Genomic DNA, 23903 nt, shown 5'->3' with positions numbered 1-23903 from the left:
AATTACCCAATTAGGAAGAATTTTTGCTAAAGTAAGCAGTATCATTCTTTATAAAGGGTCAAGTCATGCTTATTACAATTTCACCTGCAAAAACATTAGACTACGAAAGCCCACTTGCGACGCAGCAATTTACTCAGCCTGAATTACTCACTGAGTCTCAAAAATTAATTAATGTTTGTCGTAAGTTAACCCCTTCGGATATCGCCAGTTTAATGAAAATTAGTGACAAACTTGCAGGGCTCAACGCTGCTCGTTTTGAAGAATGGCATGCGGACTTTACCCCAGAAAATGCACGCCAAGCGATCCTCGCTTTCAAGGGGGATGTTTATACTGGCATGCAAGCTGAAACCTTTTCGCAAGACGATTTTGCGTTTGCCCAATCTCATTTACGCATATTATCAGGTCTTTACGGTATTTTAAGACCGCTAGATTTAATGCAGCCTTATCGCTTAGAAATGGGAATTCGTTTAAAAAATACCCGCGGAAAAGATTTGTATGAGTTTTGGGGAGACATTATCACCAAACGGTTAAATCACGCCTTAGCAGAACAGAAAGACCAAATATTGATCAACCTAGCTTCTGATGAGTACTTCAAATCCGTGAATACGAAGAAATTGGATGGTCAAATCATCAAACCTGTTTTCCTTGATGAAAAGAATGGTAAATATAAAGTTATCAGTTTTTATGCAAAAAAAGCGCGGGGTTTAATGAGTCGCTTTATTATCCAAAATAAATTGACGACAACAGACCAACTGACTGATTTTAATTTGGAAGGCTATCAATTTGATGAAAGCCAATCTAAAGGTTACGAGCTGGTATTTACTCGTTCAGAACAAGCTTAATTCTTAATACATAAAACGTGGGGACTGGCGCACAGCCGATACCCACGTATTTCAAAATACTTCATTCTTTTTTCCAGCTCTATCACAGTTTATTTATAAACTTTCTAGCCAATAACAAATTAGCATTGATTCCTCAGCCTGCTTTTTAGCTTTATGACAGTATAAGTTGAGGTTTTACCCACTATTTTGGAGGTGAAGTATGCCTTATGTTGCATCATCAAAGCGCTATAACGAAATGGAATATCGTTTATGTGGCCGTAGCGGGTTACGATTACCACTCATTTCATTAGGGTTATGGCACAACTTTGGTAATAACAAACCCGTTGATAACTGCCAAGCCATGCTTCGTCATGCTTTTGACCTTGGGATCACCCATTTCGATCTGGCTAATAATTATGGGCCACCTCCTGGATCTGCCGAGAGTACATTTGGCCAAATCATGCAACAAGATTTTCTGCCTTATCGTGATGAAATGATCATTTCATCAAAAGCGGGTTTCACTATGTGGGATGGCCCTTATGGTGACTGGGGAAGTAAAAAATATTTGGTTGCAAGCCTTAACCAAAGCTTGAAGCGAATGGGCTTGGATTATGTGGATATCTTTTATCATCATCGACCTGACCCCAATACCCCATTAGAAGAAACCATGGGAGCGCTAGATCTCATTGTTCGCCAAGGAAAAGCCCTGTATGTAGGGATTTCTAATTACCCAACCAATTTAGCCAAAGAAGCCATTAGTATTCTCAATGAATTGGGAACCCCTTGCTTGATCCACCAACCTAAATACTCCATGCTAGAACGCACTCCCGAAGAAGATTTACTCGATTTACTGGAAGAAGAAGGGGTGGGCTCTATTGCGTATTCTCCGCTAGCCGGTGGAATTTTAACTGATCGCTACCTTAATGGCATTCCTGCTGATTCACGCGCGGCAGGCAACCCTTCTTTACCCCCTGAAAGGCTCACCTCAACCATTTTATCAAAAGTTAAACAATTGAATGAATTGGCGGTAAAAAGAGGGCAGAAGTTAAACCAAATGGCCTTAGCCTGGTTACTTAGACATGATAGGATCACTTCCGTTCTCATCGGTGCAAGCCGTATTAGCCAAATTGATGATGCAATGGGGATCCTAAAAAATCGTAATTTTACGCAAGAAGAACTCAAAGCCATCGAATTAATATTAGAAAGCGAATAAAACCAATAAGTTGCAGATAACCCTGCAACTTAATAAATTTTATCTTAATTAACGATATTCCCCATTTGCTTTAAACTGCACCACAGAATAAGGCTGAGTACGGCCATCCGGCTGCTCCATCCCTAGGCTACCAATTGGCATACCCGGAACAGAAATTCCTACCACATCCGCCGGTAAGGTATCAATCGCATCAAGACTGCTGACAGGAACATGACCAACAATCACCTTACCTTTGTATTTAGCGATATGGCAACTGCGTAAGTTGTATGGCACATTCAGCTCATCATTCAGTTTGTTCAAGTCATCATAACTGATTTCATTGACCACAACGTCATACCCTGCTTTTTTAACCCCTTCTCCCCATAATTGGCAGCAGCCACAATTTGCATCTTTATACAATTGCACGCTCTGGTTTTGAGAAAATGCAGAAAATGAGAGTAAAAACATTCCACCTAAAATTATCTTTTTCATTGCTATTTACCTTATCAATAATAATGACGAGTACTTAAAAAGTGTCTATTTTTTATGGCGTAACTGGCAGATTAATTTATAAGCTGCAGGAATAATAAATAGGGACAATAATGGCGCGGTGATCATACCGCCAATCATCGGTGCTGCTATACGGCTCATGACTTCCGAACCAACTCCTGTCCCAAGTAATATTGGCAATAAACCCGCTAAAATTACGGCAACTGTCATGGCTTTAGGACGGACACGTAAAACAGCACCTTCATATAATGCATGGTCTAAATCTTGGTTTGATAACTTGCTTATTCCTTGCTGTTTTTCTTTATCTTCGATTGCATGGCGTAAATAAATCAACATAACTACGCCAAATTCAGCGGCTACACCTGCCAATGCAATAAACCCAGTCCCTGTTGCAACCGATAAATTAAAGTTCATCCAATAAAGGAACCAAATAGCGCCCACTAAAGCAAAAGGTAAGCTTAATAAAATCAGTAATGCTTCACTAAATCGTCTGAATGCTAAATAAAGCAGGACAAAAATAATCAGTATGGTAGCAGGAACCATTAACATTAATTTTTGGTTGGCTCTTTCGAGCAATTCAAATTGTCCCGTAAAGGAATAACTCAAGCCCGGCTTCATTTGGATGTTATCTTTTATTGCGGCATCAATATCTTTAATAACAGAGACCATATCGCGATCACGCGCATCAATATAAATCCAGCTAGTCGGTCTTGCGTTCTCTGTTTTCAACATTGGAGCGCCCATATTCACGGATACATCCGCAACATCACTAAGTACAATTTGTTGTTTGCTCGGCGTTAAAATTGGTAATAACTTCATCGCAGATACGCTATTTCGGTAATCTTGAGGATATCTTATGCTAATTGGGTAACGCTCAATCCCTTCAACCGTTTCCCCGATCATTTCCCCACCAGTCGCCATTGAAATATAAACTTGTACATCACTGATACTCATGCCAAAACGCGCCGCTTTTTCTCTGTCAATTTTGACATCAATATAACGCCCACCAACCAATCGCTCAGCCAAAACAGAAACAACCCCGGGAACCGATTTTGTCACTTTTTCAATTTCTTGGGCTAATGCATCGATCTCATCAAGATCTCTTCCTGACACTTTGATGCCTATAGGGCTTTTGACTCCCGTAGATAACATGTCAATACGATTGCGAATAGGCGGAACCCATAAGTTTGCAACCCCAGGCAAGCGCACGGTTTCATCAAGCTCATCAATAATTTTTTCAAGTGTCATCCCTTCTCGCCACTCTGCTTGCGGCTTCAAACGTATCGTTGTTTCAATCATCTCCATAGGGGCTGAGTCCGTTGCCGTTTCAGCTTTACCGACTTTACCAAATACCGTATCGACCTCAGGAATAGTTTTGATTAGCTTATCTGTATTTTGTAGTAAAAATGCCGCTTGGGCAGGCGAAACTCCCGGCAGTGTTGAAGGCATATAAAGTAAGTCACCTTCATTAATCGCAGGAAGAAATTCCCCCCCTAAATGTTTTAATGGCCATATCACGGTAAATAAAGATAAGAAACCAATTAATAAGGTGGTCTTCGGCCATGCTAATACCTTAATTAGAATAGGACTGTAGAGAGCAATCAACCAACGATTCAGTGGATTTTTATTTTCATTTGGAATATTACCGCGGATCCAATACCCCATTAGGATTGGAATCACAATTAACGCTAACGCTGCAGCCCCCGCCATGGCATAGGTTTTTGTAAATGCGAGTGGGCCAAATAAACGGCCTTCTTGTCCTTCCAACGTAAAGATAGGAATAAAAGACAATGTGATAATTAATAAACTGATAAATAATGCCGGCCCAACTTCAACAGCAGAGTCAGTAATAACTTTCCAACGCTGGGCATTATCAATGGCTTTACCTTCATTTTCATGTTGCCATTTTTCTAATTTTTTATGCGCATTTTCGATCATCACAATGGCGGCATCTACCATTGCCCCGATAGCAATTGCAATCCCCCCCAATGACATAATATTTGCATTTATTCCTTGATAACGCATGACAATAAAGGCAATAAATAATCCGAGAGGCAAGGAAATAATTGCGACTAATGCAGAACGGAAATGCCATAGGAAGATAGCGCAAACCAATGCGACAACAATAAATTCTTCTAGCAACTTATAGCTTAAATTATCAATCGCGTTATCAATAAGAATACTTCTATCATAAGTTGTGATAATTTCGATGCCTTCCGGTAAACTGGCATTTAAATCTTCAAGTTTCTGTTTTACATCATGGATCACATTGCGTGCATTTTCACCTGAGCGAAGCAAGATAATACCACCAACTACCTCGCCTTCCCCATTTAGCTCAGCAACCCCACGACGCATTTCGGGGCCTTCCTGTATTCGAGCAACATCTTGTAGGTAAATTGGCACGCCATTTTCGGGAGTTTTTAGGTAGATTTTATTGAAATCATCAATAGATTGAAGATAGCCACTCGCTCTAACCATATATTCAGCTTCAGCAATTTCAATCGATGAGCCACCCGCTTCTTGGTTAGCCATTTCAACTGCCTGTTTTATTTCAGGTAATGTCACAGAAAATTGGCTGAGCTTGAGCGGGTCAACTAAGATTTGATAAGATTTAACCACACCTCCGACGGTTGCAACTTCGGAAACATTTGGCAAAGCCTTCAATTCATATTTCAAAAACCAATCTTGTAATGAGCGCAGTTCAGCTAGATTATGCTTTCCTGTTTTGTCCACTAAAGCATATTCAAAAACCCAGCCAACCCCTGTCGCATCAGGGCCAATAGAGGCTACCGCACCTTTTGGCAATTGGTTTTGGACTTGATTTAAATATTCTAAAACGCGTGAACGAGCCCAGTATAAATCTGTATTATCTTCAAAAATAACATAAACATATGAGTCACCAAATGCAGAAAAACCCCGTACCGTTTTTGCTCCCGGCACAGATAACATCGTCGTCGTTATTGGGTATGTGACTTGGTTTTCGACCAGTTGGGGCGCTTGCCCTGGATAAGTGGTTTTGATGATCACTTGTACATCAGATAAGTCAGGTAATGCATCAACAGGTGTACTGCGGATACTCCAAATACCCGCAATAACTAAAAACATGACTCCCATTAGGACTAAAAAGCGATTAGCGACTGAGCGTCTTATAATCCATTCCAACATACTCTACTCCTGAGATTTATGTGATGAATGATTAGATGACGCTGAAGGTTCAGGAAGTGCTTCCATCTTGGCTAATGCTCCCGCAATATTCGCTTCGGAATCAATCAGGAAAATCCCCTGAGTCACAATATGCTCACCCACTTGTAGCCCTTCAGATATTGCCGTCATTTGTTGAGATTCACTGAGCACTCGTACTCTTTTCGGAATAAATTCACCATTCTCACCAACAGCAATAACATGTTGTTCTTTCCCTGAATCCACAATGGCTTGTGAAGGGATCAATAAACTTTCATTACCTTCTGCAACTAAATTCAAATATGCAGTCATACCCGGTTTTAATAAATGGCTAGGGTCCGCAATTTCTGTACGAATATTAATTGTACGACTTGCTTGGTCTGCGCTAGGTAATATCAGCCAGTTTTTTACAGTAAATAACTGTGAAGGATAAGCGGGAATAGAAACTGTAAATTCTGTTTGTTTATTCAGTAATTCAGCAACTGACTGAGGAACAGAGGCATTAATCCATAATGGATCTGTTCCTTGTATTTGTGCAATAACAACTTCTTTAGATACGTTCATCCCTAAACGTAGATTAAGTGCAGTAATTACCCCTGAAATAGGTGCTTGGATCGTAAAACGTGATTGGACTTTTCCTGTTTTAATAAACTGAGAAAGTGCTCCCTCTGGCATGCCATTTAAACGTAAACGCTCAATGACGCTATTAAGATCTTGCTGGCTCGCATTCATCTGCTTGAGTGCAAGGTATTCACTTTGCGCTTCAACCCATGCAGGGATCGTTAGATCAGCAATAGGAACCCCTTTTTGGATCCTCTCACCAACGGTGAATGGGTAAACTTTTTCAACGAAACCATTTTCTCGCGCTTGCACGATAGCGAATTGATGATCATTAAATGCAATTTCGCCTGGAAATGTTAAGTCATAGCTTAATTTCCCCCACTTTACATCCACCGTTTTAAGTCCTAAATTTTGTGTCTGTGTTGGGTTAATTGTTATCCCTTTGCTATTCGCTGAAGCCAAGTTTTCATCCGCATATTTAGGAACAAGATCCATGTCCATAAACGGGGATTTCCCTGGTTGATCAAACTTGGTATTGGGATACATCGGGTCATACCAATACAATACGGTGCGTTCTTGTTTTTCAACTGGTTGGCTATTATTTTCTACAACGAAAAAATATCGGTAAAATAAAATTGAAATAACGCTCGATAAAATAATTACCAATAGCAGTTTGGTCAGGTTAACTAATGACATAACATCTCTCTACCTATTTAGTTTATCTTTTCGACGGATTTCAACATTGAAAGATTGCCTTGTTGTACAAATGAAAATTTTAATTCATCATTTTCTTGTAAGCCGTTGATCATATTTTCATCTTCATAGGTAAAACGCATCGTCATTGGTGGCCAGCCAATACTTTGAATTTCTTTATGATTTATTGTTAACTTTTTATTATCTTTATCAATCGAGATTAGCGTTCCTTCGGTATTGATTGTCGGCTCTGTGACTTTTTCTGGATAAATAGAGTGGTTATGTTCAGCAGCATTTGCATAACTAGTTGCTGTTAACATCGCCATTGAAATTGCAAAAAATACTGTATTTAATTTTTTCATTGTTACCCTCATGATTTTATTAATCCGCCACCTAATGCAGAGAATAAATTTATTTCATTCTTCTGCTGTTCAATTTTCAACATCAATAAATTTTGTTGTTCGGTAAATAAGCTACGCTGTGCTTCAAGAACATCGAAATAGCTCAAACTGCCATATCGATAACTCGCTTGTTTCTGTGTTAAGACGTTTTGCAGCGTGTTGACATATTGCACTTGGGAGATGAGTTGTTTTTCTAAACTCGATTTGATCACTAAAGCATCTTTCACTTCTCGAAATGCTACTTGAATACTTTTTTCGTAATTAGCTATTGCTTTATTTTTTCTGATATTTGCTAATTCTAAATTTCGGCTATTTGTGCCACCAGTAAAAATAGGTAGCGTAATTTTAGGAATAAAATTCCAAATACCATTTGAAGAATCAAATAACCCTGTTAAAGAATCATTACTGTTTTCAATTCCTGTATTAAAGGAAATAGAAGGAAAGAAAGCGGCTCTTGCTACACCTATACTGGCATTCTCAGAAATAATATTTTGCTCCGCAGCCATAATATCTGGGCGTTTTAATAATATTTCAGAGGGAATATCTGAAGGAGTTGTAATTAAAGGATAGTTTGGCTCGTAGCGTCCTAGATCTAAATTTATTTTTGTTACATAGTCATTTGTCAAAAAATTCAGTAAATTTTCATTTTTTGCAATTTCACTTTCAATTTTTTCGATATTAATAGAAATAGACTGTACTTGCCCTTTAGCTTGTTCTAGGTCTGATAGCGCGGCTTTTCCTGCCGCCACTTTTTGCATTACAATCGATTGACTATTGAGGTAGCTTTGCTTCGTCTCTTGCGCAATTAATAATAATTTCTGGTTATACACCACATCTAAATACGCCTCTGCTACCGTTTTGATTGTGATAATTTGTGTCGCACGCTTCATCTCTTGAGAAGCAATAAACTTTGCTTTATCGGCATCAGATAAGTTTTTAATACGCCCAAAAAAATCCAGTTCATAACTGATATCAACGCCTGCACTGTATTTCTTATTAAAGGATGACCCAGACGCTAATGATTGGCCATAATCGCCGCTCATCGATGAACTAATTTGAGGATATTTTTCTGCTCCTGCTAGCCCAAAACGCACACGAGCTTCTTCTACATCTAAGGCCGCAAGATATAAATCACTGTTTTTCTCAAGCGCAATTTCTATCACGCTTTTCATTTGTGGGTCTTGAATAAATTGAGACCAACTTGGTATTGCTAATTCTGTTTTATCCCGCGCTGTTTTATCCCGCGTTACTACATCAGAAAGATTGCCACTGAATTGATGAGGCAAATTAAAATTAGGGCGTTGATATTCAGGGGCAAGCGAAACACAACCAGTCAAAATTAGGGCATAAGCTATTATTAATATTTTAGGGGAATACATGGTATAGCCATGCCTCTAGTGATTAAAATTGTCACTATAGTAAAAAAGGCCTCCTGTTAGATTCATGACATGAAAATGACAAATTTGTCATTTTACATTTCGTTGCCATAGTGCTTAGAATGATTACATTGTTTTCCTGACTGCAGGGCCTGAGATGAAACTACTTATTGTTGAAGATGAACATAAAACGAGAGAATACTTATCTAAAGGCTTAAGTGAGTCCGGGTTTATTGTTGATGCAATCGAAAATGGCATTACAGGCCTGCATATGGCGACAACTGAAGACTATGATTTAATTATTCTTGATGTGATGTTGCCAGATATTAATGGCTGGGAGATTGCTAAAAACTTACGCAATACAGGAAAAAATACGCCAATCCTCATGCTTACTGCTTTAGGTAATGTTGAACATCGAGTCAAAGGGTTAGAGATAGGTGCTGACGATTATCTTGTTAAGCCATTTGATTTTTCTGAGCTACTTGCTCGAGTAAGAACTTTATTACGCAGAGGCAATAACAGCATCCAAAAAACACAATTTACCATTGCTAATTTGCATGTTGACCTGATCAAACGACGCGTTACACGTGAAAATGATAAAATTATACTCACCAGTAAAGAATTTTCATTATTGGAATTTTTTATTCTTCACCAAGGCGAAGTTCTTTCTCGTTCTCTTATCGCCTCAAAAGTTTGGGATATGAATTTTGATAGTGATACCAATGTCATTGATGTTGCAGTTAAAAGGCTGAGGGCTAAAATAGATCAAGGCTATGAACCTAAATTGATTCATACCATTAGAGGGATGGGCTATTTACTCGAGATCCCTGAAAATGATTAAGCTGTTTCGATCTCCTGTCTCTATTTCAATTCGTCTTATTGTTTTGATCAGTATTACTCTCTCCCTCGCCTTACTATTATTTAGCTCGATCATGATCAACTCAGTTATGTTACATTTTAAGCAGCAAGATGAATACACACTTAACCAGTTGAATTTAACGATCCGAAGCTTATTAAATGGCAATTCAGGTCCACAAAGTGAGCAATACGCACGAATTAAAACCATTATTAATGAGCATCAAGATGTTACCATTTATCTCATTGATAATAAAGGAAATATATTAGTATCTCCCAATGCAACAGATAAACTTATTACGCACTTAAAAAATTATGATCCTGATAAAAATAACCAAGACGTAGAGCTCAAAGATTATCGTCTATCAGAAAGTCTTATTCAAGTGGGCCCTCCTTCAGAGCCTAAACAATATCGATTAGTTACTGCGCTATCATTAAATTTTCATCATGATTATCTGAGCTCATTAATAAACAGTTTGATTATCAGTGCAATTATACTGTGCTTATTTACTATTCTTGTCGTTTATTTCCTTGTGATAAAGGGATTAAAACCCCTTAAAGATGTAAGCGATGAAATAAAAAATGTCACATCCGAAAACTTAAGCGTCCGTTTAGATCCTGATTCTGTACCTAATGAATTGAAGCAATTAACAAAATCATTTAATCAGATGTTAGTAAAAATTGAAGATGTTTTCGTAAGGCAAACAAATTTTTCGGCAGATATTGCTCATGAAATGCGTACACCAATCACTAATTTAATGACTGAAACTCAAATATCTTTGAGTAAAAACCGCAGTAAAGAAGAGCTAGCTGAAGTGTTATATTCTAATTTGGAAGAATATAACCGACTATCACGAATGATCTCTGATATGCTTTTTCTTGCTCAAGCAGATGATAATAGGCTTATCCCAGAGAAAAAAATCATTAATATTAAAACTGAAATAGAGCTCATATTTGATTATTTTGAATATCTCGCTGAAGAGAATGAAATAAAACTTAAGCTAATTGGGGACACTAGTCCTATTATGGCCGATAAAGACATGTTAAGAAGAGCGATTACTAATTTATTATCAAATGCTATCCGCTACACCCCAAGGGGTGACTCTGTCAGCATTAACATTTCAAATGTAAAAGAGGGTATTGAATTAATCATCAGCAATCCCGGTATAAAAATACCCGAAGAACACTTAGAAAAACTCTTTGATAGATTTTATCGAGTAGATAAATCAAGGCAAAGAAAAAATGAAGGAAGTGGAATTGGGTTGGCAATCGTCAAATCAATTATATTAGCGCATAAAGGCAGGATCTCTGTAAAATCAGATGATTTTTCAACACGCTTTACTGTATTTTTACCTATGAAACCAAATTGAATGTCTACCATAAATGGCAATTTTGTCATTTTGTTGTCAGTATTCAGACAGAAATAAAGCCTTATTATAGTTATAAGATAAACTATTTAACTTAATAAGGGTTCACAATGAAAAAATTTATTTTTGCTTTAACACTTGTAGCTGTAACAGGACATGTATCTGCCGCTCAAACTGAAAAAGAAATACATTATAATGCTGCAAATGCATTAAATTTCACTGAAAACAATACTTCTTATTCTAATTTAAAATCGATTAATAGCCATTTAAGTAAAGCGGGTATTTCGACCAATAATGATATCAATTCAACTCAGTCATTCCTTGAGTTAGATGAACACGCCCAAGCTGCTGCTGCATTGAGTTTTACGCAAAACAATACATCACCAATAATGCAAAGTATGATCAGTCGCCACCAAAGCCTATCACCTAACTATAAACAACCGGCAGTAAAAGTTGCGAAATCATTTTCCGAAATGAATGAAAATGAAAAAGCAGTCACTATGTTAAGCTTTCATAAAAATAGCTCATCAGAATCGATTCAAAGTAAAATAATAGAAAATTTAAAAAATAATTAATTGAAATTTTAAAACCATATTATCAAATAACTAATTAATATGGTTTTAAATCAATCAAAATAAGCCTAACCCCCTCGCATTCAATTTTATTAAACCCATTTCATTTTTTATTAAAAACAAATTAAGCTATTTATTGAACATCAAAAAAAATAGTTTATTATTTCTAGGCAGTTCATTTTAATATTAACTTTAAAAGGCGATTATATGTTTAAAAAATCAATCATACTTGCATCTTTATTATTTCCAGCACTCTCTTTGGCTACCCCTATTCTTCCCTTCCCGCCAGAGCCACCTATCCTAAGTATAGACTTAAAAATAGCCTATAACGGAGATGATGATGATGTTTGGTTTCAAGTAAAAAATGGAGATGATGATGATGTTTGGCTGAACATCGAATAAAAGCAATAAGATACCAAATAAAATTTAAAGAATATTTCCCTCATAATGTATAGCCCTATATCCATTTAATATACTCTCTTCGGAAATACTGGTCTATATGCGGTTAAATCAAAAGTAAAGTGGGACCAAATTTAAAAAGCCCCACTTTACCCTTTTTTTCAAAAAATACCCCACACACAACTATAAAATTAATTATAAAATAAAATATTACATCATCAATTGCTAATCAATTACTTTAATTACTAAGGGTTTATTAGTTATATAACTAATTAAATATTTGTTATTAATATAAAACAAAAAAATAAAAAAAAGCCATAATACTTTATATTTATCGTAAAACAAATTTAATTACACACATAGATAAATAACTAATTGCTTATTCAAAACCATGAATTACAATTTCATTGCAGTTCATTTTAATTTAAACTTTTAAACGAGGATCTTATATGTATAAAGCATCTATTGTCATAGTATCTTTATTATTCCCAATTCTATCATCTGCAACTTCTTTCCAAGAAAAACATTCTGACAATATTTCTACTTATTCTACTGTTTACGAACAAAGCCATGGAGGAAATGGTGGGAATGGCGGTCATGGTGGTAATGGTGGCAATGGTGGTAATGGCGGCAATGGCGGTAATGGCGGCAACGGTAGATAATTTAACTAGTCACTAAATATTTCCCTCCTCACTCGATGAGGGGGGAACGGAGGAATTTATAATGTATAAAAATTACATCTCACTTGGTGTCTTATTAATGAGTTCTATTTCATTTTCAGCATACTCTCACTCCTTATTTAATACTGCATCTAATTGTTTATTAAAAAATGAACTTAATATTAATGAAATTAATAATAAGGTATGTTCGAAACTCCATGGCCAATATTACTATTCTAAATTTTTTAGCTTTGTAAGCTATGGACAAAATGGGAATTCGGGCCAAGCTGGAAATGATAGTCAAGGTGGTCATGGTGGCCATGGGGGTCACGGTGGTCATGGGGGTGATGGTCAAAATGGTGGAAATGGCGGAACGGGATCAAATAACGGTAATGGTAGCAATGGCGGTAACGCAGAAGAAGGCAGTAATGGCAATGGAGGAAATGGCGGCAATGGCAGTATAACTGGAGGTGATGGTGGAAATGGCGGTGATGGCGATGGTGGTGGTAGTGGTGGGAATGGCGGTAATGGAACGGTAAATGGCAATGGGGGAAATGGAGGGCATGGTGGAACTAATGGCGGTAACGGGGGTAATGGGGGCAACGGCTCTGGTAGTGGTAATGGCGGCAATGGGGGTAATGGTAGCCAAGGAGGAAAAGGAGGACGCGGTGGACCTGATGGCGGTAGAGACGGGCACGATGGCATTAGCTCAATGTGACAAACCAATCCGTTAGAAGTGTATAAGTGATGTGGCAATATGAAACCCTATAATTATCTTAATAAAATATGGTATTACCAATAAAAACGGAAGCTTTCGCTTCCGTTTTTTGTACTCTAGCAATATTTATTGCTTAGGTGCTAACTTCATTAAAAATGTGCGTAATTGTGTAAAATCAGAGGGTAAAAAGTGTGAGAGTAGTGGTAGTTCCGCACGCTCTGCTAACTCTTTAGGTAAAGGTATTGCCTTATTAAGAATTTCTTCAACACTCTCTTTAAATTTAGCCGGGTGTGCCGTACCTAAAAACAGCCCGAACTCGCCTTCTTGCAATTGGTCACGAAGCACACGATAAGCAACTGCAGCATGTGGCTCAGATAAATACCCTTTTTTATCTAATTCACGTACTGTTTCTTTAGTCACTTCGTCACTCACAGCCCCATGCCCTAATTCATCAAGAGACCAACCTTTACGACGGAATAGCTCTTCTATACGAGGCCAGTTGTTTGGCTGACTAACATCCATCGCGTTCGATAGGGTTGCTACCGTTTGTTTTGGCTTCCATTGCCCATCAACGAGGTAACGTGGCACAGTATCATTGACGTTAGTAGCTGCAATGAAGCGCTTAACAGGTAAGCCCATTGATTTAGCTAATAAACCCGCTGTAAGATCGCCAAAATTACCACTCGGAACCGAGATCACTAATTGATCCCGTTTTTCTGCTGGGATCTGTGCGACAGCTTCAAAGTAATAACAAATTTGCGCTAATAAACGGCTGATATTGATCGAGTTAGCCGAATTTAAATACAGCGCTTTTTTTAGTTCTTCATCATCAAACGATTGTTTTACTAATGCTTGGCATGCATCGAAGTCATCTTTAATCGCAACCGTATGAATATTTTCACCCAGCGTGCAGAAGAGTTTTTCTTGCAGCGGGCTAATTTTTCCTTCTGGGTAGAGAATGACAACTTGGACGTTCTTAAGACGATAGAATGCGTGTGCAACAGCTGCTCCTGTATCCCCAGAAGTGGCAGTCAAAATGGTCACTGGCTGCTCACCAGCGACTTGCCCCAGTGCCTGAGCCATAAAGCGACCACCGAAGTCTTTAAATGCGAGTGTTGGCCCATGATATAGCTCCAGTGTCGCGATATCATCTTCAACCTTAGAAACTGGCGCAGGAAAAGCAAACGCGGCTTCGACCCTTGCAGCGAGCTCCTCATGAGAGATCTCATCACCAATAAAAGCACTTAAAATACGGCTGCTACGAGTGACAAAATCTAATTTTAATAATTCGTCGATTTCAGTCGCAGTGAATTCAGGTAAGTCTTGAGGAAAAAATAAACCTTGTTGCTTGCCTAAACCTTGCTTAACCGCTTGCGCAAAACTTACTTGTTCGTTGTTATCTTTTAAATTATACAGTTTCATTATTTACCCTATTGTCCTTGCCCCGGCCAGATCCAAACGGCAGATATGCACAAAGCCTTCATCATTCTGAATATAATGTTGTTGCAAGTAGCTCGCCATTTTTTCAGCAATATGCTTCTCATCGCAAATAGCAAACAGTGTTGGCCCAGAGCCAGAAATGCCACAAGCTAATGCACCGATTTCTTTTGCATTCTGGCGTGCTGCCGCAAAACCGGGTAATAGTTGTGTACGATAAGGTTCAGCCACAACATCTTGGATCATCGTTGCTGCAAGTAACGATTGGTTTGTATGACAAGCATGAATGAACCCTGATAGGTATCGACCATGATTTACAATATCATGGCGGGGATAGCTATTAGGAAGGATCGCACGCGCTTCCGCTGTCGATACTTTAATGCCAGGATAGGCCATGACCCAATACCAGTTTTCGAATGCAGGCACAGGCTGAGAAATAATGCCATTTTGTTCGATAATCAGCTGTAAACCACCTAAAAAACACGGTGCGACGTTATCATAGTGCACACTTCCTGAAATACGCCCCTCTAACTCCCCCATCATGCCAAGCAATTGGGTATCATCGAAGGGTTTCCCTGCAAATTCGTTTAGCGCCATCAGTGCTGCAACAACAGAACACGCACTAGAACCGAGCCCTGAACCAATTGGCATATTTTTTTCGAGCGTCATAGCGACATTTAATGGTCGACCAAGGCGCTCACAAAACAATTGCCAACACTGGTAAACAATATTGTGTTCATTTTTTTTCGGAAGTTTAGCAACGAATTTGCCTTTATTCGTCAACGAAAAAGTGTCCGCCGCTTCAACTGTTACACAATCACCTAACAATGAGCCATCCGCTGGAGAAACTGCAGCGCCAAGAACATCAAACCCGACGCTCACATTACCAATTGAAGCCGGTGCATAAACTTTAATCACTTATTAAACTCCCAGTTTCCATGAAAGGGTACGCAGCACATCCGCAAATACACCAGCTGCAGTAACATCATTACCTGCACCATAACCTCTTAATACTAAAGGAATTGGCTGGTAGTAACGTGTATAGAAGGCCAGTGCATTTTCACCATTTTTAACCTTGAAGAGAGGGTCATTACCATCCACAGCAACGATTTTCACCCGACAGCGCCCTTCTTCAATTAACCCAACATAGCGTAACACTTTTTCTTCCGCTTCTGCGGCTTTTATACGCTGTGCAAATTGTGCATCCAGTTGTGGTAAACGAGCCATAAACTCAGGAACAGAACCACTGCTATCAAAATCAGCAGGTAAAACAGGTTCAATTTCAATATCTTGTAGTTCTAAATTGTAACCCGCTTCACGGGCTAAAATTAATAATTTACGCGCCACATCCATACCTGATAAATCATCACGAGGGTCTGGCTCTGTGAAACCTTTTTCTTTAGCCAGTGTTGTGGCTTCCGATAAAGACATGCCCTCGTCTAATTTCCCAAAGATGAATGATAAAGAACCCGATAAAATTCCGCTAAAGTGAACTAGTTCATCCCCTGCATTCAGTAAGTTTTGTAGGTTCTCGATAACGGGTAAACCTGCACCTACGTTGGTGTCATAGAGGAATTTACGTTTCGATGTTTCACTTGCCGCACGTAACTGATGGTAGTAATCCATCGACAAAGTGTTGGCTTTTTTATTCGGTGTGACCACATTAAAGCCATCTTTCAAGAAATTGACATACTGCTCTGCAATTTCCTGATTTGATGTGCAATCGATAATGACAGGGTTCAAGAAATGGTATTCACGCTCTAAACGAATTAAACGGCTTAAGCTAAATGGCTCTTTCGCTTCCGCCAGTTCCGCTTTCCAGTTACCTAAATCGATCCCTTGCATATCCGTAAGCATTGCACGTGAATTCGCAATACCACAGACACGTAAGTCGATATGCTTTTGTTTTAGCCATTGTTGCTGGCGATGAATTTGTTCAATTAACGCATTACCAACCCCACCAACACCGATGACAAAGGCTTCAATAACTTGTTCTGCATTAAATAGCATTTGGTGGCATAAGCGTACCGCAGTTGTGGCTGCGTCATTGGCAATAACGGCAGAAATAGAACGCTCAGAAGACCCCTGCGCAATAGCGACAATGTTAATGTTGCCACGAGTTAACGCAGAGAAGAAACGAGCCGAAATGCCTTTCAAAGTACGCATACCGTCGCCCACCACAGAAATGATCGCTAACTGCTCCATCACATCCAGTGGCTCAAGTACGCCATCTTTCAACTCTAAGTAAAACTCTTCTTCCAGTGCTGCACGGGCTCTGACTAACTCATTTTGTGGGACACAAAAACTAATACTGTATTCTGATGAAGATTGCGTGATCAGAACAACCGAGATCCCTCGACGAGACATGACGGAGAAAATACGTGCAGCCATACCGACCATCCCCTTCATACCGGGGCCAGATACGTTGATCATCGCCATATTATTCAGGTTGGTGATCCCTTTCACTGGCGTGCTGTCGTCAGTTTGGCCATCACCAATTAAAGTGCCTGGCGCGCTTAAATTAGTGGTGTTTTTTATCAGGCAAGGGATTTGGAATTGAGCAATTGGGGCGATGGTACGAGGATGGAGAACTTTGGCACCAAAATAGGATAACTCCATGGCCTCTTGGTATGACATACCTTTCAATAAACGAGCGTCAGGCACTAAACGCGGGTCACATGTATAGACGCCATCAACATCAGTCCAAATTTCACAACAGTCGGCACGTAAGCAAGCCGCTAGCACTGCGGCTGAATAATCAGACCCATTACGGCCTAATACCACTAATTCACCCTTCTCATTACCTGCGGTGAAGCCTGCCATTAGGACAAAATGATCTTTCGGTATATTTAAATCAGAAATGCGTTTTGTTGACTCATTTATATCAACTGTAGATTCAAGGTAGTGGCCTTTCGCGAGTAAGCTCTCAACAGGGTTAATGACGGTCACATTATGACCGCGTGCTTTTAGCACAGACTCCATAATTGCGATAGAGAGTTTCTCACCACGGCAGATAATTGATGCGTTAATGCTGTCTGGACACTGTCCGAGAAGAGTAATACCATGCAGTACTTGTTTGATTTGCGCGAATTCGTGCTCTGTCAGTTTTTTTAACCGGTCATATTCAAAACCAGGTTGTTTTTCTTTTAATCCTTTTAAAAGGTTAGCAAAAATCATTTCAGCATCATTAACATGCGTGATGACATCTTGTCCTGCAACCGTTTTTTCAATCATAGCAACCAAATGGTTAGTGATTTTTGCTGGCGCGGATAACACCAAAGCCACTTGTCCATCTGCTAATTTGCCTTCAGCGATGTCAGCAACATTCAGTACTCGTTCGTCATTTGCAACCGAAGTACCGCCAAATTTAAGCACACGCATGGTATTTCTCTCCTGAATTAACACCAAAAAAAAGCCCGCATCGGTTAAGTATGCGGGCTTTTTCATTTTTATTTTTTGGATGCGTCAGCCCGCCCCGTTTCCTGTGGTTACGGTGGTGGTGGTAATAATAATAGTCAGGCTGATATTACGCATAGATTCTGTCTGTCTCTTAGATTCTTTAAGTTTCTCCCTATACGGTTAAAGCAATTGGTATATTTTGTCAAATTTATTTGTAAAACATCCCTTTTAAAACCCTTTTTTTACTTGATAAATTATCTACCAGCATGAAAAACACCTCCCCAAAAAGATATCCATAACACCAATATTGGTTTTAAAAACCAAAATAATTAAAATTTCAAGATGAATAATTTTTTAACCAACAAAAAACGAAATTGCCTATAAAACAGACAACACAGATGACCTTTAGCCATTTCTTGTGAAGAGAACCAAGATGAAAAAATGCGTAAAAATGACCCACTCACCCCACGTATTTAGCTCATATATTTCTTACCACTTACCATTCATAGTCATCAGCCTACAACCACTAATGACAATAAATTGCAAAGTAAGTACTTACACTTAAAACCCATACTTCTTCATCTGGTTAAATTACAAACAAATGCTAGGTGATTGTTAAAAACCACCCGCGACAAAATAAAATAAGTATCTTTCCTAATTAAATAACATAAAAGCTCACAAACTGAATATTTGCATCCCGTTATCGCTAACAAGATAAATTTTTCACCTTTTTTTGTATTAAAATAACATTTCGAAATCGGAGGTAAGTCACAAATTAAACATTATTTATAATGGTATATTTAACTCATTGAAGACTATATTCATTAATACCAATCCGAAGCATCCCCTATGCATCAGCTACTCCCTTTTTTTAGACGCTATCTGATTCCTAAACACCGCATTAATTTATATAATTATCTACCTAACAATTTTTGTTAACGTGCTACAATTGATTTTGATATGTATCAACAAAAGTTAGTTTTTTAGGTGGTAAATGCAGTATTAGCTGTTATATTGCTGTTAACAGTACAATATTGGGAAAGTGCTTATATTTTGACTTGTTGTTAAAGTCTTTTGCCTGAAATGGCAACATAATGTCACTGTTGAATTTCAAAACAAATTTATACTCATAAACGTGTTTTTCCAGAGAACAATATTAATAACCACCTAACTGGAAACGGATTGTGAGTTCAGTATTCTTATTTTAATACTTTAGGTAGCAACTATGCAGACCCCACACATTTTGATTGTTGAAGATGAAATTGTCACACGCAATACGCTGAAAAGCATCTTTGAAGCGGAAGGCTATGTGGTTCATGAGGCAACTGATGGCGAAGAGATGAATAATGTTCTCTCTGAACATGACATCAATTTAGTCATCATGGATATTAACTTACCAGGTAAAAACGGTTTATTACTTGCTCGTGAACTACGTGAGCAAGAAAGCATTGCGTTAATGTTCCTAACAGGACGCGATAACGAAGTGGATAAAATCCTTGGCCTTGAAATTGGTGCTGACGACTATATCACTAAACCATTTAACCCACGTGAACTGACTATTCGTGCGCGCAACTTACTGTCCCGTACAATGAATTTAGCGGGCGGTACTGAAGAACGCCGTTTAGTAGAAAGCTATAAATTTAATGGTTGGGAATTAGACATCAATAGCCGTTCATTAGTCAGCCCTGCGGGTGAGCACTACAAATTACCCCGTAGTGAATTCCGTGCGATGCTGCATTTCTGTGAAAACCCAGGAAAAATTCAGACTCGTGCAGACCTGCTGAAGAAAATGACTGGCCGTGAATTAAAACCACACGACAGAACTGTTGACGTCACGATCCGTCGTATTCGTAAACATTTTGAATCGACACCTGACACACCAGAAATCATTGCAACCATCCACGGTGAAGGCTATCGCTTCTGCGGTGATTTAGACGAATAATTAGCAAGCTAATTATTTACTGATTATCAAAATCCGTTGTCTTTTAGGCAACGGATTTTTTATTGGCGAGCCATTTTTATTGCGAGTACATCGACTCAACCGTTTTTTGTTATCACCAAGGCATAATCGGCACTGCACTTAGCGCATTCTTTGGTGAACCGTCGATCATCTTGTCTGAATAAGTCAAATAAATTAATGCATTACGTTTTGGATCGTAAAAACGTACAACTTGTAATTTTTTGAAGACTAAAGACGTTCGTTTTTGAAAGACAACTTGCCCTTTCGTCGGTTTGCGTTTGACACGGTCGCTTAACTCAATCGGTCCAACTTGCTGGCATGAAATTGCAGCATCAGAGGTGTCTTCCGCTAACCCTAAACCCCCTTTGATCCCCCCTGTTTTTGAACGACTTAAATAGCAAGTGACATTCTCAACATCAGGGTCATCAAATGCTTCAACGACAATTTTATGGTCAGGGCCGAAAATTTTAAAAACAGTATCGACTGAACCGATTTCTTCAGCAAATGTCATGCTCGGCAACGCTAATAATAATGCTGTAAGTGCGATATTTTTTAATCTGGAACAACGCATACTGAATTTCCTATTCAACTAAAAATCGGTAAAACCTCGTAGTAAAACAAGACTTATTATTCACTTTCTTAACTAATTATCAAATACAACTCATTTACTATAAACGAAAAAGATAACTTGATATAGAATAGCCATTCATTGATAGATTATATCTGTTCTATAAGTCGCATTGGCTGGGGATATACATGGATCAAACTAATATTATTCGCGACTTGCTTCGCTGGATAGATGACAACCTAGATAAACCACTCTCGCTAGATAATGTTGCCGCAAAAGCGGGCTACTCAAAGTGGCATTTACAACGAATGTTCAAAGAGGTGACTGACCAAGCGATTGGTGCTTATATTCGAGCCAGAAGGCTTTCTCGAGCTGCTGTGGCATTGCGGCTAACAAGCCGACCAATTCTTGATATTGCGTTGCAGTATCGCTTTGATTCGCAACAAACTTTTACTCGAGCCTTTAAAAAGCAATTTAACCTAACCCCTGCTTTTTACCGCCGGAATGAAGAGTGGTGTGCGGCAGGTATTTGCCCACCGATTATTTTAGATAATCACACCAATATTGAACATGAATTCCTACAAATGCCAGAGCAAGAGCTGGTTGGCTTGGAACAAAGTTGTTCTTATGCGTTAGAAGAGTGGTCGACCGCTTGTTCGCAAATGCGCCAAACATTTTGGCACTACTATTTGGATAATACGACGACGATTGCGTCTGAAGTTTTTGGCTTGCACCATGCCATTCATAATCCAGAAAAAGAAGATGAACAAACGGTGTTCTATACCACGGCGGTAAAACCTGAAGATGCGAGTTTTAACACAGACCAATACTCGAGCTTAACGTTACCAAGTGGCCATTATGTTAAATTTTCATTCAATGGGACGCCAACTCGAGATGCATTACAAGAGTTTTTATACCAAATTTATGGTGTATATCTGCCTAAGCTGAATTTAACACGTCGACCAGGTTATGACATCGAACATTATCGATTAAAAAACATCGATTTACGTCATGTCACCCTTGAAGATGATGACCCCAAAACACATATCGATACCTTTGATTATTATGTTCCTATCAAAACAGGTTCGGCCGCGACCCCTTAAAGCAGAGGAGTTTCAGTTTGTTGAAACTCCTTTTTCTAAATCGTTAGCCTTGCTGTTCGTCAAGAGCCGGCTGCGATAAATGTGTGACCTCACCTGCCGTTTCAACTATCCAACCATTCGCCAACCATGGGCTGTTTTGGTAATCAACACGAGATAACGAACAGTTACGTAAACGAAGGCGGCGTTCTGAATAAGCCGGAACCCCCATAATACGACTAATTAACGTACTCAACGCAATCCCATGGCTAACAATCAACGGGCGGCTACCTTCAGGCAAATCTAAACAACTATTTAGTGCTGCAAACATGCGTGTATACAGCTCCTCCATTGATTCACCCTCTGGAATTCGTCCTCCACGTGTGCCATCAATTAAGCTTTTACGCCACTGTTCTTCCTCTGGCGTTAACGACTCTATTGCTCTTTGCTCAAGAACGCCCATATTTAGTTCACGTAGACGCGGTTCTGTGGTAATTTCACACCCGCACACACTTGCAATTATTTGTGCAGTTTCCAGTGTGCGTCCCATATCACTAGTGATAATATGGGTAATGCCTTCTGACTTTATCCTCTCAGCCACCTGCCTTGCTTGCAGTCGTCCAGTGGCGGTCAGAGGGCTATCGGATTGTCCCTGGATGCGACGAGCTAAATTCCATTCAGTTTCGCCATGGCGAACAAGATAAACCTGTAACATAGATGTGTTCCGTTATTACTTTTCGAAGTATGTGTTCAAAGGAAAATAATTAATGTACCAAGTTATAGCTGCAACGACTAATCCTGCCAAAATTAAAGCGATCCATCTTGCTTTCGATGCTGTTTTTGGGGCTGGCAGTTATCAAATTGAAGATATTAATGTCGATAGCAGTGTTCCACAGCAACCTATCGGTAATAATGAAACCCGTACTGGGGCTAGACAACGCGTGATGGCCTCTAGGCAAGTTCGCCCTGAAGCGGATTTTTGGGTTGGTATTGAAGCGGGTATCGAAGACGATATGACATTTGCTTGGATAGTAATTGAACATAAGCAAATACGTGGTGAATCCCGCTCTGCCAGTATTATGATCCCAGAAAAAATTCTGGCGGGTATTCGTGAAGGCCGTGAACTCGGCGATGAAATGGCCTTTTTAACAGGCATCGATAATATCAAACAACAAGGTGGTGCCATTGGTTTTTTCACTGACGGGGTATTAACTCGCACCAGTGTTTACCAACAAGCCTTGATATTGGCCTTGGTTCCCATTAAGCATGAAATTTATAAAGAGCTAAACCAAGTAGAAGATTAATTATACTTAAAATAATTAAAATTGCATGTGCGATTAAACACCACTCTTTTCACACTAAAGTATGGGAAACCATACTTTTTTTGTGACTATTAATTTGAAATACGATAAATACCAATACGATAAATAGTTTGGATTGTGGCTAGGCGGCAAGTGAGGTTATCCCAATGAGCATACACAAGTATGTGATTCGGGTAACCAAATGCAGCCAACAACGCCACAGCGCAAAATATGACGCGTATTTATATTCTAAATAATTCGTGCTGTGACTAGGCGACCAACGAGGATAGCTCGGGGAGCATACATAAGTATGTGACCCGAGTAGCCGAGAGCAGTCAACAACGTCACAGTACGAAGTATGACGAATATTTTAGAGGAGTTGTTGCTCCAACCACTCCTTCACAGGAATAGGCGCTGACTTTAAGCTATTCGAACCCCGAGTAATAGTTGCTATCCCCACTCCTAGCTCATTTTTCAGTTCTCTTTGACTCATTTCACCGCGCATCAATTCTTGCACAATTTTAACGCGAGTCGCTAACGCTGTGCGCTCATCTGGCGTAAGTAATAACTGAAGAACTGGCAAATGAATATCTTGTTCAAATGCCAATTGTAATAAATTCACAAAGCGCAGCCAGTCAGCGTTTTCATCGGCAGTCAGTGCCGGGTCATGTTGTTGATTTGCTGTCATCGTTTATCCACCCATACTATTTAACTAGTACAAATAATAACACACTCTTATTAGAAATCATCAACCAAACACTATTTTCATTTAGTTACTGCGTTAATATGCTAAATAGTTTGAGTTGTGACTAGGCGACCAGCGAGGATAGCTCGGGGAGCATACACAAATATGTA

General features: G+C 39.1%; 23 protein-coding genes and 1 other annotated feature. Of the genes, 11 read left to right on the top strand and 12 right to left on the bottom strand.

The genetic code is table 11. From position 1 onward, the window contains the following. Window positions 1-65 precede the first annotated feature (65 nt). Window positions 66-842, top strand: a complete 777-nt coding sequence (gene yaaA, locus PSF67_RS12555; RefSeq protein WP_272677025.1) for a peroxide stress protein YaaA — start codon at window positions 66-68, stop codon at window positions 840-842. A gap of 199 nt (window positions 843-1041) precedes the next feature. Beyond that, the gene (locus tag PSF67_RS12550) at window positions 1042-2034 is read left to right on the top strand and encodes an aldo/keto reductase (RefSeq protein ID WP_272677024.1); all 993 of its coding nucleotides are present in this window, start codon (window positions 1042-1044) and stop codon (window positions 2032-2034) included. Window positions 2035-2082: 48 nt separating this feature from the next. Here the strand turns inward: PSF67_RS12550 and PSF67_RS12545 are convergent, their stop codons facing one another. The 5 genes from PSF67_RS12545 to PSF67_RS12525 are packed head-to-tail and all read right to left on the bottom strand — an operon-like array spanning window position 2083 to window position 8737. Continuing rightward, complete coding sequence (locus PSF67_RS12545) at window positions 2083-2505, bottom strand: DUF411 domain-containing protein (protein ID WP_102138971.1); 423 nt, start codon at window positions 2503-2505, stop codon at window positions 2083-2085. 45 nt (window positions 2506-2550) lie between these two features. Then, a complete protein-coding gene (locus PSF67_RS12540; RefSeq protein WP_272677023.1) occupies window positions 2551-5688 on the bottom strand; it encodes an efflux RND transporter permease subunit in 3138 nt (1045 codons plus the stop codon). A gap of 3 nt (window positions 5689-5691) precedes the next feature. Then, window positions 5692-6960 carry an efflux RND transporter periplasmic adaptor subunit gene (locus PSF67_RS12535; protein WP_166266630.1) on the bottom strand — a complete coding sequence of 423 codons (1269 nt, stop codon included), beginning with the start codon at window positions 6958-6960 and terminating at the stop codon, window positions 5692-5694. A 17-nt stretch (window positions 6961-6977) separates the two neighbouring features. Next, window positions 6978-7319: a copper-binding protein gene (locus tag PSF67_RS12530; RefSeq protein ID WP_272677022.1), complete on the bottom strand. Its 342-nt coding sequence runs from the start codon at window positions 7317-7319 to the stop codon at window positions 6978-6980. Between the two features lie 8 nt (window positions 7320-7327). Further along, window positions 7328-8737 (bottom strand): efflux transporter outer membrane subunit, encoded by a 1410-nt coding sequence (locus tag PSF67_RS12525; protein WP_272530784.1) that lies wholly within the window; start codon window positions 8735-8737, stop codon window positions 7328-7330. 154 nt (window positions 8738-8891) lie between these two features. On the opposite strand from PSF67_RS12525, the gene PSF67_RS12520 reads away from it, so the two are divergent. The 6 genes from PSF67_RS12520 (at window position 8892) to PSF67_RS12495 (ending at window position 13304) form a co-directional block, all read left to right on the top strand. After that, entirely contained in the window at window positions 8892-9575 is a 684-nt protein-coding gene (locus PSF67_RS12520; protein WP_102138966.1) for a heavy metal response regulator transcription factor, read from the top strand. Next, a complete protein-coding gene (locus tag PSF67_RS12515; protein ID WP_272677021.1) occupies window positions 9568-10959 on the top strand; it encodes a Cu(+)/Ag(+) sensor histidine kinase in 1392 nt (463 codons plus the stop codon). The genes PSF67_RS12520 and PSF67_RS12515 overlap by 8 nt, the downstream gene beginning before the upstream one ends. 107 nt (window positions 10960-11066) lie before the next feature. Continuing rightward, window positions 11067-11531: a hypothetical protein gene (locus PSF67_RS12510; protein ID WP_102138964.1), complete on the top strand. Its 465-nt coding sequence runs from the start codon at window positions 11067-11069 to the stop codon at window positions 11529-11531. Between the two features lie 204 nt (window positions 11532-11735). Continuing rightward, complete coding sequence (locus PSF67_RS12505) at window positions 11736-11930, top strand: hypothetical protein (RefSeq protein WP_102138963.1); 195 nt, start codon at window positions 11736-11738, stop codon at window positions 11928-11930. Between the two features lie 446 nt (window positions 11931-12376). Beyond that, window positions 12377-12589, top strand: a complete 213-nt coding sequence (locus PSF67_RS12500; protein ID WP_272677020.1) for a hypothetical protein — start codon at window positions 12377-12379, stop codon at window positions 12587-12589. Window positions 12590-12650: 61 nt separating this feature from the next. Continuing rightward, a complete protein-coding gene (locus PSF67_RS12495; RefSeq protein WP_195698195.1) occupies window positions 12651-13304 on the top strand; it encodes a hypothetical protein in 654 nt (217 codons plus the stop codon). Between the two features lie 126 nt (window positions 13305-13430). On the opposite strand, the gene thrC is transcribed toward PSF67_RS12495, so the two are convergent. The 4 genes from thrC to thrL all read right to left on the bottom strand — a co-directional run bounded on the left by thrC (window position 13431) and on the right by thrL (window position 18275). After that, window positions 13431-14726, bottom strand: coding sequence for a threonine synthase (thrC, locus tag PSF67_RS12490; RefSeq protein ID WP_272677019.1), 1296 nt, complete (start codon window positions 14724-14726; stop codon window positions 13431-13433). A gap of 3 nt (window positions 14727-14729) precedes the next feature. Next, a complete protein-coding gene (gene thrB, locus PSF67_RS12485; RefSeq protein WP_272677018.1) occupies window positions 14730-15659 on the bottom strand; it encodes a homoserine kinase in 930 nt (309 codons plus the stop codon). Window positions 15660-15662: 3 nt separating this feature from the next. Next, window positions 15663-18122 (bottom strand): bifunctional aspartate kinase/homoserine dehydrogenase I, encoded by a 2460-nt coding sequence (thrA, locus tag PSF67_RS12480; RefSeq protein ID WP_166266620.1) that lies wholly within the window; start codon window positions 18120-18122, stop codon window positions 15663-15665. A 24-nt stretch (window positions 18123-18146) separates the two neighbouring features. Next, window positions 18147-18268, bottom strand: a sequence feature (Thr leader region). Next, complete coding sequence (gene thrL / locus PSF67_RS22100) at window positions 18207-18275, bottom strand: thr operon leader peptide (protein ID WP_071548816.1); 69 nt, start codon at window positions 18273-18275, stop codon at window positions 18207-18209. It overlaps the preceding feature by 62 nt. A 1090-nt stretch (window positions 18276-19365) precedes the next feature. Here thrL and arcA point away from each other — a divergent pair. Next, complete coding sequence (arcA, locus tag PSF67_RS12475) at window positions 19366-20082, top strand: two-component system response regulator ArcA (protein WP_004905684.1); 717 nt, start codon at window positions 19366-19368, stop codon at window positions 20080-20082. A 112-nt stretch (window positions 20083-20194) separates the two neighbouring features. Here the strand turns inward: arcA and creA are convergent, their stop codons facing one another. Then, window positions 20195-20671, bottom strand: coding sequence for a protein CreA (creA, locus tag PSF67_RS12470; protein ID WP_102138958.1), 477 nt, complete (start codon window positions 20669-20671; stop codon window positions 20195-20197). Between the two features lie 185 nt (window positions 20672-20856). Here creA and robA point away from each other — a divergent pair, with 185 nt between their 5' ends. Beyond that, on the top strand, window positions 20857-21771 hold the full coding sequence (gene robA / locus PSF67_RS12465; protein WP_272677017.1) for an MDR efflux pump AcrAB transcriptional activator RobA: 915 nt from the start codon (window positions 20857-20859) through the stop codon (window positions 21769-21771). A gap of 43 nt (window positions 21772-21814) precedes the next feature. Here robA and gpmB read toward each other — a convergent pair whose 3' ends face one another. Beyond that, entirely contained in the window at window positions 21815-22462 is a 648-nt protein-coding gene (gene gpmB / locus PSF67_RS12460) for a 2,3-diphosphoglycerate-dependent phosphoglycerate mutase GpmB (RefSeq protein WP_102138956.1), read from the bottom strand. Window positions 22463-22514: 52 nt separating this feature from the next. On the opposite strand from gpmB, the gene yjjX reads away from it, so the two are divergent. Continuing rightward, window positions 22515-23051, top strand: coding sequence for an inosine/xanthosine triphosphatase (gene yjjX, locus PSF67_RS12455; protein ID WP_004914743.1), 537 nt, complete (start codon window positions 22515-22517; stop codon window positions 23049-23051). 367 nt (window positions 23052-23418) lie between these two features. On the opposite strand, the gene trpR is transcribed toward yjjX, so the two are convergent. Further along, window positions 23419-23736 carry a trp operon repressor gene (gene trpR, locus PSF67_RS12450; RefSeq protein ID WP_094961916.1) on the bottom strand — a complete coding sequence of 106 codons (318 nt, stop codon included), beginning with the start codon at window positions 23734-23736 and terminating at the stop codon, window positions 23419-23421. Between the last annotated feature and the right edge of the window lie 167 nt (window positions 23737-23903).

The sequence above is a fragment of the Providencia sp. PROV076 genome (assembly GCF_028483405.1).
In the GTDB taxonomy this organism is placed as follows: Bacteria; Pseudomonadota; Gammaproteobacteria; order Enterobacterales; family Enterobacteriaceae; genus Providencia; species Providencia huaxiensis.
The sequence above is the reverse complement of the archived record's forward strand: the minus strand, read 5'-3'. Positions and strand labels throughout refer to the sequence as shown.

Bases quoted from the DNA above. Each gene is read 5' to 3' on its own strand.
- yaaA (WP_272677025.1), top strand. From the start codon at position 66: ATGCTTATTACAATTTCACCTGCAAAAACATTAGACTACGAAAGCCCA.
- PSF67_RS12550 (WP_272677024.1), top strand. From the start codon at position 1,042: ATGCCTTATGTTGCATCATCAAAGCGCTATAACGAAATGGAATATCGT.
- PSF67_RS12545 (WP_102138971.1), bottom strand. From the start codon at position 2,505: ATGAAAAAGATAATTTTAGGTGGAATGTTTTTACTCTCATTTTCTGCA.
- PSF67_RS12540 (WP_272677023.1), bottom strand. From the start codon at position 5,688: ATGTTGGAATGGATTATAAGACGCTCAGTCGCTAATCGCTTTTTAGTC.
- PSF67_RS12535 (WP_166266630.1), bottom strand. From the start codon at position 6,960: ATGTCATTAGTTAACCTGACCAAACTGCTATTGGTAATTATTTTATCG.
- PSF67_RS12530 (WP_272677022.1), bottom strand. From the start codon at position 7,319: ATGAAAAAATTAAATACAGTATTTTTTGCAATTTCAATGGCGATGTTA.
- PSF67_RS12525 (WP_272530784.1), bottom strand. From the start codon at position 8,737: ATGTATTCCCCTAAAATATTAATAATAGCTTATGCCCTAATTTTGACT.
- PSF67_RS12520 (WP_102138966.1), top strand. From the start codon at position 8,892: ATGAAACTACTTATTGTTGAAGATGAACATAAAACGAGAGAATACTTA.
- PSF67_RS12515 (WP_272677021.1), top strand. From the start codon at position 9,568: ATGATTAAGCTGTTTCGATCTCCTGTCTCTATTTCAATTCGTCTTATT.
- PSF67_RS12510 (WP_102138964.1), top strand. From the start codon at position 11,067: ATGAAAAAATTTATTTTTGCTTTAACACTTGTAGCTGTAACAGGACAT.
- PSF67_RS12505 (WP_102138963.1), top strand. From the start codon at position 11,736: ATGTTTAAAAAATCAATCATACTTGCATCTTTATTATTTCCAGCACTC.
- PSF67_RS12500 (WP_272677020.1), top strand. From the start codon at position 12,377: ATGTATAAAGCATCTATTGTCATAGTATCTTTATTATTCCCAATTCTA.
- PSF67_RS12495 (WP_195698195.1), top strand. From the start codon at position 12,651: ATGTATAAAAATTACATCTCACTTGGTGTCTTATTAATGAGTTCTATT.
- thrC (WP_272677019.1), bottom strand. From the start codon at position 14,726: ATGAAACTGTATAATTTAAAAGATAACAACGAACAAGTAAGTTTTGCG.
- thrA (WP_166266620.1), bottom strand. From the start codon at position 18,122: ATGCGTGTGCTTAAATTTGGCGGTACTTCGGTTGCAAATGACGAACGA.
- arcA (WP_004905684.1), top strand. From the start codon at position 19,366: ATGCAGACCCCACACATTTTGATTGTTGAAGATGAAATTGTCACACGC.
- creA (WP_102138958.1), bottom strand. From the start codon at position 20,671: ATGCGTTGTTCCAGATTAAAAAATATCGCACTTACAGCATTATTATTA.
- robA (WP_272677017.1), top strand. From the start codon at position 20,857: ATGGATCAAACTAATATTATTCGCGACTTGCTTCGCTGGATAGATGAC.
- gpmB (WP_102138956.1), bottom strand. From the start codon at position 22,462: ATGTTACAGGTTTATCTTGTTCGCCATGGCGAAACTGAATGGAATTTA.
- yjjX (WP_004914743.1), top strand. From the start codon at position 22,515: ATGTACCAAGTTATAGCTGCAACGACTAATCCTGCCAAAATTAAAGCG.
- trpR (WP_094961916.1), bottom strand. From the start codon at position 23,736: ATGACAGCAAATCAACAACATGACCCGGCACTGACTGCCGATGAAAAC.